Consider the following 8556-nt stretch of genomic DNA (forward strand, 5'->3'; position numbering starts at 1 on the left):
CCGTCACCACCGTCGCCGCCACCGTAACCGCCGCCATAGCCGCCGCCGGCCTGGCCATCCGAGGGGTTGTTCAGGAAGAAAGTGAGGAGAACGAGGAACAAAGCACGATGTAACATCGGCTTGAAGTAGGGCGGTTAGCCCTCCAGTCCATAGGCCTGACGGATTCCGCGCTGGGTTCCCGGGCCGAAGTCTCCGTCTATCGCGCCGGCATAGAAGTTGTTTTCCTTCAGCTTCGACTGCAGTGCCCGTCGGGTTTCTGCCGTGAACATATTGGGCCGTTCGCTTAGGAGGCCCAGCACGTCAGAGCTTCCGCTGCGCAGGGCGGCATAAAGGTAATGCGCTGAATCTTCGGGACCTTTCGAGGGAATCAAGCCGTCATCAATGAGCGCGGCAAAATTGAATTGGGCCTGCGGATGGCGCAGGTCAGCAGCTCGCTCGAAGAAGGTGAGCGCCTTTTTCGGGTTGGCAGGCAGACCCAGTCCGCCCTGATAGTGCAGGAAGCCAAGATCATTGATCGCGTCGGCAAAATCTTGTTCTGCGGCCGCTTGGTACAGTTCCAGAGCCTTGGTTTGATCGGCCTCCACTCCGGTACCGCGCTCATAAAGTTTGGCCAGTTCAAACTGGGCCTCCGGTGAGCCGGCATCCGCGGCGCGCTGCAGGAATTCCACCGCCGCCTTGGGGTTAAACCGGCCCTCATTCGGGTTCAGCCGGATATAAGCCAGACCCAGCATAGAGCGGGTGTCGCCGAGCTCAGCCAGCGCCAGAAGCTGTTCCTCCTGGTCGGGTTTCAGTGCCGCCCAAGCGGCAGAGGCATCGGCCACAGAAACAGGGGCGTCATTTTCTCCGGGACCAGCGAGATAGAAGGGCACGCCGGTCAGCGAGCCGTAGGTATGCGGCTCCTGAAGGTTGGCGGTGCTCTGCAGCACCTGGTCGCGCACCTGGCGGAACATCAGGCTGATTTCCAGGCCGGGCTGCACCATTTTTTGCATCAGGGCTGTGGCGTAGGGTGAATTGCTGCCGCTGCCATCCAAAGCCACCTGGCCGTCCTTGGCGGCAAAGGCCACCAAGGTACCGCGGTCCGGGTCTGCCGGGGCCATGCCGCCGCCGCCGCGGGTAGTTTCCGTGGTTTGAGTTGTTTGTTCGCTGCTCTGTTCCAGTGCGATGGAGTCGCCCAGCGGATTGTCGCGGCAGCTGTCCAGGATCACGATCCGCATCTTGCGGGCCCGGTCGACCGCGCCGAGCAGCTGTTTCAAGGACAGCGACTGCCGCTGCACATCACGGTTGCTTGCGACTTTGGCATCTGCCGGGATCAGAAAGTTCTCGCCCTGCACCTCAATCCCGTGGCCGGCAAAATAGACCAGCGCCAGATCGGCGACTTCGGACCGGAAGGCAAAGTCATCCAGCAGTTGTTCCATCTCAGACGTGCCCGGATCCAGCGCCAGGCTGACGTCGAATCCGATGCCTTCCAGTGTATCCGCCATGGCAACGGCGTCATTGCGGGTATTTTCCAGAGGCGGCAGGTACTGGTAGTCCGCAACCCCGATGACCAGGGCTATGCGGTCAGTCGCAGCCTGCGCGCCGGCGGCGAGCAGCAGGCAAGCGGTGAAAATCAGGGGTTTGAAGAGAAACGACATGCGGATACCTGGGTTAGCGAATTCAGCTATGGCCCAATGTAGTCCTTAGCGGCAGAAAAGAAAAAGAAAATCCGCCGCTGGCAATAGCGGCGGACAGACCCTGCCCGAACCCGGACAGGGTCTAACTGTATCAGGTGCTGGCCATGCTGCCAGCCGACCGCAACCGGTCGCGCAGCTTTTCCAGGGTGACACCGGCCGCTGCCGCAGGCAGGTCCGCGGGGCCGGCCTCATCAACCTGGGCCTGCACGCGCCGGTAGAACCCGGAGAGCCCCGACAGTGTCTGGATAACCAGGTCGAAGTCCTGCAGCGAGCGCAGCTCCTGACTGGTCGGCGCGGTTCCCCGCTCCAGAACGTCGAGGACGACGTCCTCCAGCGCTTGCATCTGACTGCGGAGCTGCTCCATTTCCCACGCGGATGCGGCGCAGAGCTCGCCGAGGGCTTTGTCGGGACGCTCCATGATCAGAGCCGCCCGACGACCTGTTCGATGGCCTGCTTCATGGTTGCCACCGTGAACGGCTTGCGAACAATATTGTTCAGGCCGATCTGCTTGCCAACCTGGATGATTTCCGGTGTCGGCTTGCCGGTGACCAGGATGAAGCCGACACGCTGGGTCACCTGATGGCTGCGCAGCGCCTTCAGCAATCCGAGCCCGTCCATGCCTGGCATGTTGTAATCGGACAGCACCAGATGAACCGGGGTCTGGGTCAGCTTCTGATAAGCGCCCTGACCGGAGTTCTCGACCATGTAGTTCTTGATGCCGATCTCATCCAGGCTCTGTGTGATGATCCCCCGGCTCGTCGACATATCGTCAACAACCATGACGCGGAGAGAGTCTTTCAAGCTCATTTTTCTTTCCTTCTGCTCTGCTTGCAGCCGTGGACAGGGTTACCTGCCAGCGGGTGAGTTGACATAAGTGGTGATCCCGGCCGTCTTCAGGTGCTGCGCCGCCGGGCCTGACATGCGCTCGGAGTGACCGATGAAGAGGGTGCCGCCCGGGTTCAGGGCATTCTGGAAGGCGCTCCAGACCTTCTGCTGGGTCGGGTTGTCGAAATAAATCGCAACGTTCCGGCAGAAAATCGCATCGAACTTCCCCTTGAAAGGGAAGGGTTCAATCAGGTTCAGCACCCCAAAGGTGATCAGCTTGCGCAGGCTGTCCGGCAGCCGCCCGTCCGGGTCGCGCTTGGGCACCAGCTTGCTGTATTTGGCGTCGATCTGGGCCAGCTCGTCCTCGGGGTACTTGGCCGCCTGGGCATGGCGCACCACCACCGGGTCGATGTCGGTGCCCAGGATCTTGATGTCCAGATTTGCGGCTTCCGGACAGACGTCCAGCAGTGTCATCGCAATCGAGTAGGGTTCCTGCCCGTTGGAGCAGCCCGCCGACCACAGCCGCACCCGGCCGCCACGCCGTGCCTGTTCCACCAGCGGCGGCAGCACGTCGTTGCGCAGGGTTTCGAAGTGATGCGGCTCCCGGAAGAAATGGGTCACATTTGTGGTCAGCAGCGACAACAGCCCGCTGCGTTCCTCGTCGGCATTGGGGCCGTCCAGGCTGGCAAGGTAATCCTTGAAGTTGGTGATGTTGCGTTGCCGCAGCTTGCGGGCCAGGCGCGACGACACCAGCGGCTTCTTGCTTTTCGCCATCGCCAGTCCGAAGTTCTTGTGCGCGAATTGCGCAATGGCTTCGAATTCCTGGTCTGACAGCGAAAAGCTGTCCGCGTTGGGAGTGATAGTACCTTCTGCGCTCACGGCATCACCTGCTCCGGAGCCGAGATCACCGCATCCAGATTGATGATGCGCACCATGGTGTCATCATGCGAGATGATGCCCTGGATGTACTCCATCGTGTTGCGGCTATCCACCGGCGGGGTGTCCTGGATGTCGTCCGGGTTAATCGAGATGATCTCGGAGACCGATTCTGCCAGCAGGCCGACCGGTTTCCCGTGCACGGAGACGACGATGACCACATTGCGCTCGCTGGCTTCGGTCTGCTGCAGGCCGAAACGGGCGGAGAGGTCATAAATCGGGATCACCGCACCGCGCAGGTTCATCACCCCTAGCACGTCGGCGGGTGCATGCGGCAGGATGGTCACCGGCGACCAGCGCCGGATTTCCCGGATCTGGGTTATCTTCAGGCAGAACGCCTGACCGGCCACGGTGAAGCTCACAAACTCGCTGTGTTCAGCGTGTTTCACTTCCTGATCGGTTTGCTTCACTTCAGCTTGCATTGCTCATTCTCCGCTCGGTGTCAAAGGCGGCCGCAGTGGGCGAGGCCGCGATGATGCTTTCAGGGTCCAGGATCATGGCGATCTTGCCGTCGCCAAGGATGGTTGCCGCAGCGACGCCCGGGATCTCCCCGCAGACGCCGTCCAGGCTCTTGATCACCACCTGGCGCTGATCGTGGATGTCATCCACCGCCAGGGCGCAGCGCTGGCCGGTTTCGGTCTCCACCAGCAGGTAGACGCCCGCTTGCTGATCGCTTTCGCGGTAGAGCCCAAGGCCGCCGGCCACATCGCAGATCGGCACGAAGTTGCCGCGGATCGACAACAGGGTGCCGTCGGCGCCCAGGCTGTTGATCATGTCGTCGCTGCCGCGCATGGTTTCGACGATCGAGGTGATCGGCACCACCATGGTCTGATCGGCAACCGACACCACCATGCCGTCCATCACTGCCAGGGTCAGCGGCAGGATGATGGTGAAGGTGGAGCCTTTGCCGGGCGAGGATGAGATGTTGATGCGCCCGCCGAGACCGGTCACCGCATTTTTCACCACATCCATGCCAACGCCGCGGCCGGAGAGATTGGAAATCTCCTTGGCCGTCGAGAAACCCGGCGCAAACAGAAGGTTGTCGATCTCGCTGTCGGTCAGTTCCGCATTTTCCGGGATCAGCCCTTTCTCGATCGCAATCTGTTTCACGCGCGGGCGGTTCACACCGGCCCCGTCGTCCTTGATCTCGATGCAGACACTGCCGGAACGGTGGGAGGCAGACAGCCGGATTTCACCGATTTTGGACTTCCCGGCCGCTTCTCTGTCGTCTGGCTTCTCCACACCGTGGTCGACCGCATTGCGCAGGATATGCGTCAGCGGGTCGGACAGCCGTTCGATGACCGTCTTGTCGACCTCGGTGTTTTCGCCTTCGGTGACCAGCTTGCAGGTCTTGCCGGTTGCGGCCGAAGCCTCGCGGACGATCCGGGCCATGCGCTGGAACAGCGGCTTCACCGGCTGCGCGCGAATGGCCATGACACCTTCCTGGATGTCGCGGGCCAGGTTTTTGAACCCTTCCAGCTCTGTCTCCACATCCCGGGTATCCGAGACGTTCAGGTTGGCGATCTGCTGGGCCAGCATCGAATGGTTGATGATAAGCTCCCCGACAGCGTTGATCAGCCGGTCCACCCGCTCGAGTTCGACGCGGAGCGTCGGCTTGGGACCGCCGCGCTGCTCCTGCTTGCCGCTCTCGGCTTTCGGGGCCGAGGCCTTTTCTTCGGCAGCTGCCGGCTTGGCTTCGGGTTCAGGTGCGGGGACCGGCGGCTCAAAAGGGGCTGCAGGCGCCTCCCCCTCAGGGGCAGCTGCGGCATCTGCGGCTGGCGGTGCAGCGAACATCGCATCCAGCGCGGCCAACGCATTGGCTTCCGCCTCGGCATCGCCATCACCGTTGATCGACAGCTCGCACAGGCCCTCGACGAATTCGAACACGGCCTCAACCTTCGAACGCGTCTCCTTGGTGACCAGCACCAGATCCCAGGCCAGATAGGCTTCGCTCATGTCCATGGCATCAAAGCCGGGCAGCTCATTCTCGTCCATGGTGACGGTCAGCTCACCCAGATCCTTGAGCGCCTGGAACAGGAAGAACGGCTCGTTGCCGGTGCCATACATTTCCTTCAGCGGCTGGAAGCGGATCCGGTAGGTCTCTTCCTGCGGTTCCGCCGGGGCGCCGCCCAGATCGCCAAGATCCATCATGGGCGCCGGGCCGCCGAGCCCCATCGGCTCGAAGGTGAGGTCTTCCTCTTCTTCCGGAATGTATTCATCCAGCGCCGCCAACAGCGTATCATTGTGCGCTTCGTCTATCTCGCCGCCGTCCCGGGCAGCCTCGACCAGTGCTGACAGTTGATCGCTGGAGCGCAGCAGCAGCTGGATCAGCTTCTCGTCCAGCTCCAGCCGGTTGGAGCGCACTTCGTCAAACACGGTTTCGAACCGGTGGGCGAAAGCCACCAGATCATCGAGGCCAAAGGCCCCGGCGCCACCCTTGATCGAGTGCACGGCGCGGAAGATCGCGTTGACAACCTCAGAGTCGTGATCGCCTCCTTCGATGGCGGTCAGACCCTCATCCGTTGCTTCAAGGAGCTCTTCGCACTCCTCAAAGAAGGTATCCTGAATCGAACCCGACATCTTAGGCCGCGGCTCCAGTCACGCGCTTGAGCGCAAAAATCAGCGAGGCATCATCAAACGGCTTGGTGATCCAGCCGGTGGCGCCAGCGCCGCGGGCACGGGCCTTCAGTTCAGGTGCGCTTTCAGTGGTCAGCACCAGAATCGGAACCTTGGAATTGATACCGGTGCCGCGCAGCTCCTCGATCACGCCGAAACCGTCGAGGTTGGGCATGTTGATGTCGGTGATCACCACGTCCGGATCCACGTCAGGGTACATGTCCACTCCCTCGCGGCCATCGACCGCGCAGTGGTATTCAAAACCGGCCTCTTCCAGGGTCGCGGCCAGAAGATTCCGGATGGTGCGGGAATCGTCGATTGCCAGAACTTTGGTTTTCATGCTGTTTCCTCGTCTTCAAAACGGTTGGGCTCCAGCCCCAGAAGCGTCAGGGACTTGCGGCAGGATTCTGTGATGTTGGTGACTGCGAAGCCCGCCCCCTCGGACCGCCACTGCTGCTCTGCGCCAAGCAGAAGCTGCAGGCAGCGCGAAGGCATCAGGGCAACGCCGCTGCAGTCGATTTCGACTGCCTTTGCGCGCGCTCCCTGCAGGAAGGCGATCAGCGGATCCAGCTCCGCGAAGGCGTTTGGCAGATCCAAAACGTGCTTTTGCGTTTCCGTAGTCATTTTCGGCGATTCGCACCCCCGTTGTCGGCGATCAGTTCGAGTTCGATGGGGCAATTCTTAGGTGGCGGGACTTAACATTTGATTGCCGTCAGCCGCGCCAGGAGGGGGATTCATAAGGAGACCGGCGAAAATTTCGCGTCAGAAACCCGATCAATTTTTATCTGTGTTCTGACGGTCCGGAGAATCACCTGCGGCGGTTCAGCAGGCGTGTTTTCAGGGCTCCGCACAGCCTGCGGATGCATCTTTACCAGACCTTCAGAAAGTGACGCCGGAGCGCAGCAGAATCCGGCATGTTTCTGCATCGAAATGCGGCATGCGGCATGCGCCGTAAGCGGCAAATTAACACCTGGGACGCATTCTGACTGGCATCACTATTGCGGTGGCCTAGACCGCACTGCTCTTAGGAGGACGGAATGAAAACGTTCAAATCGCTCAAGCTGGCACATAAATTGCCATTGTTTGTTGTTGGGTTCGGTGTGCTTGTGACGGCGATTCTCGTCACCATCAGCACTATCAGCTTCCAAAAAAGCGCCGAAAAAACTGCGGAAGACCAGTTCCGCTCGATGGTGGCGGACCGGAAATTTTCGGTGCAGACGCTGCTGGACGGAATTCATGCGGATGTGCAGACGCTGGCGGCGGTACCGTCAACAGCCACTGCCATCGAATGGCTGACAATGACCTGGAACGATCTGGATGGAAATCCAGGCCAGATCCTGCGCCAGGCCTATATCGACGACAACCCGAATCCGATCGGGCAGAAGCATCTTCTGGTGCGCGGCAAGGGCGAGTCGCCCTATCACATGCATCACGAGACCTTCCATCCGGCCTATAAGACGCTGATCGAAAGCAAAGGCTACTATGATGCCTTCCTGATCAACCTGGCCGGCGACATCGTCTACTCGGTGTTCAAGGAAAACGACTACGGTACCAACATGATGACCGGCCCGTTCAAGGACTCAGGTCTGGCCGACGTTTACCGTGCCGCCCTTGAAGGCAGCCGCGGCGAGGTCTTCTTTGCGGACATGAAGCCTTATGCGCCCTCCGGCGGCGCAGCTGCCGCTTTTGCAGCCTCTCCCGTGGTGAACGATGCCAATCTGACTGTCGGCGTGCTGGCGGTGCAGATCCCCGTGGATCTGCTGGGGGCCATCGTCAACAACGACCAGGGCATGGGGCAAACCACCCAGATATATCTGGCAGGCTCAGATATGCTTGCGCGGACCACATCGCGGTTCGAGGACGGCTATCAAGTTCTGTCGCAACTGCCTTCGGTCCCTCAGGTTACCACTGCATTTGACGGCGAGTCGCACGTCCAGAAAGGCGTCCCTGGGCTAAACGGCCATGCTGTGCTTGCTTATTCCGAGCCGCTGCCGCTGGAATTTGCAAATTGGGCGATCATCGCCGAGCAGGACTGGGCGGAGCTGATGGCCCCGGCAGCTGAGAAGCGCAACATGCTGCTTCTGGCCTCGCTGATCTGCGCTGGCGGCATGTCCTTCTTCGGCTGGCTGTTTGCCCGGTCGGTGACCAAGCCGATCGACCGGATCTGCAGCGATATGGAGGCGGTGTCCTCCGGCGATCTTGATACCGAAGTTGCGGCGGCCAGCCGCGGCGACGAGATCGGCAAGATCGGCAAAACGCTGGTCTCGATGCAGGACGACCTGAAGCTGGCCCGCGCCGCCGAGGAGGAGCGCGCCGAGATGCAGCGGCAGCAGCAGCAGGTAGTGGAGAAACTGAGCAGCGGCCTGGTGCAGCTGGCAGACGGCGATTTCTCGCAACCGATCAACAGCGCTTTCCCGGAGGAATACGAGCAGCTGCGGCAGAACTTCAACAGCACCGTCAGCAACCTCAGCGCCACCGTGCAGCAAGTGATCGAGGCCTCCGGCAG

General features: G+C 61.0%; 9 protein-coding genes. 1 reads left to right on the top strand and 8 read right to left on the bottom strand.

The annotated features are described in order from the left end of the window. Positions 1-134: 134 nt before the first annotated feature. The 8 genes from RA25_RS11925 to RA25_RS11960 form a co-directional block, all read right to left on the bottom strand. On the bottom strand, positions 135-1634 hold the full coding sequence (locus RA25_RS11925) for a caspase family protein (RefSeq protein ID WP_039172527.1): 1500 nt from the start codon (positions 1632-1634) through the stop codon (positions 135-137). Positions 1635-1764: 130 nt separating this feature from the next. Further along, complete coding sequence (locus tag RA25_RS11930; protein ID WP_019297435.1) at positions 1765-2091, bottom strand: hypothetical protein; 327 nt, start codon at positions 2089-2091, stop codon at positions 1765-1767. Between the two features lie 2 nt (positions 2092-2093). Next, a complete protein-coding gene (locus RA25_RS11935; protein WP_039152568.1) occupies positions 2094-2480 on the bottom strand; it encodes a response regulator in 387 nt (128 codons plus the stop codon). A 39-nt stretch (positions 2481-2519) separates the two neighbouring features. Next, entirely contained in the window at positions 2520-3377 is an 858-nt protein-coding gene (locus tag RA25_RS11940) for a CheR family methyltransferase (RefSeq protein WP_019297433.1), read from the bottom strand. Then, positions 3374-3856, bottom strand: a complete 483-nt coding sequence (locus RA25_RS11945; RefSeq protein ID WP_019297432.1) for a chemotaxis protein CheW — start codon at positions 3854-3856, stop codon at positions 3374-3376. The genes RA25_RS11940 and RA25_RS11945 overlap by 4 nt, the downstream gene beginning before the upstream one ends. Continuing rightward, the gene (locus tag RA25_RS11950; protein ID WP_019297431.1) at positions 3846-6014 is read right to left on the bottom strand and encodes a chemotaxis protein CheA; all 2169 of its coding nucleotides are present in this window, start codon (positions 6012-6014) and stop codon (positions 3846-3848) included. Before RA25_RS11950 ends, RA25_RS11945 begins: the two co-directional genes overlap by 11 nt. A 1-nt stretch (position 6015) precedes the next feature. Next, a complete protein-coding gene (locus tag RA25_RS11955) occupies positions 6016-6390 on the bottom strand; it encodes a response regulator (RefSeq protein ID WP_019297430.1) in 375 nt (124 codons plus the stop codon). After that, complete coding sequence (locus tag RA25_RS11960) at positions 6387-6674, bottom strand: STAS domain-containing protein (protein WP_029204938.1); 288 nt, start codon at positions 6672-6674, stop codon at positions 6387-6389. The genes RA25_RS11955 and RA25_RS11960 overlap by 4 nt, the downstream gene beginning before the upstream one ends. A gap of 413 nt (positions 6675-7087) precedes the next feature. Here RA25_RS11960 and RA25_RS11965 point away from each other — a divergent pair. Then, the coding region (locus RA25_RS11965) for a HAMP domain-containing protein (RefSeq protein ID WP_039172530.1) at positions 7088-8556 on the top strand (1469 nt) is incomplete at its 3' end.

It is taken from the genome of Leisingera sp. ANG-S5, assembly GCF_000813925.1.
Classification (GTDB): Bacteria; Pseudomonadota; Alphaproteobacteria; order Rhodobacterales; family Rhodobacteraceae; genus Leisingera.

What these genes read in the sequence shown, in the direction of transcription:
- RA25_RS11925 (WP_039172527.1), bottom strand. Translation starts at nt 1,634, where the DNA reads ATGTCGTTTCTCTTCAAACCCCTGATTTTCACCGCTTGCCTGCTGCTC.
- RA25_RS11930 (WP_019297435.1), bottom strand. Translation starts at nt 2,091, where the DNA reads ATGGAGCGTCCCGACAAAGCCCTCGGCGAGCTCTGCGCCGCATCCGCG.
- RA25_RS11935 (WP_039152568.1), bottom strand. Translation starts at nt 2,480, where the DNA reads ATGAGCTTGAAAGACTCTCTCCGCGTCATGGTTGTTGACGATATGTCG.
- RA25_RS11945 (WP_019297432.1), bottom strand. Translation starts at nt 3,856, where the DNA reads ATGCAAGCTGAAGTGAAGCAAACCGATCAGGAAGTGAAACACGCTGAA.
- RA25_RS11950 (WP_019297431.1), bottom strand. Translation starts at nt 6,014, where the DNA reads ATGTCGGGTTCGATTCAGGATACCTTCTTTGAGGAGTGCGAAGAGCTC.
- RA25_RS11955 (WP_019297430.1), bottom strand. Translation starts at nt 6,390, where the DNA reads ATGAAAACCAAAGTTCTGGCAATCGACGATTCCCGCACCATCCGGAAT.
- RA25_RS11960 (WP_029204938.1), bottom strand. Translation starts at nt 6,674, where the DNA reads ATGACTACGGAAACGCAAAAGCACGTTTTGGATCTGCCAAACGCCTTC.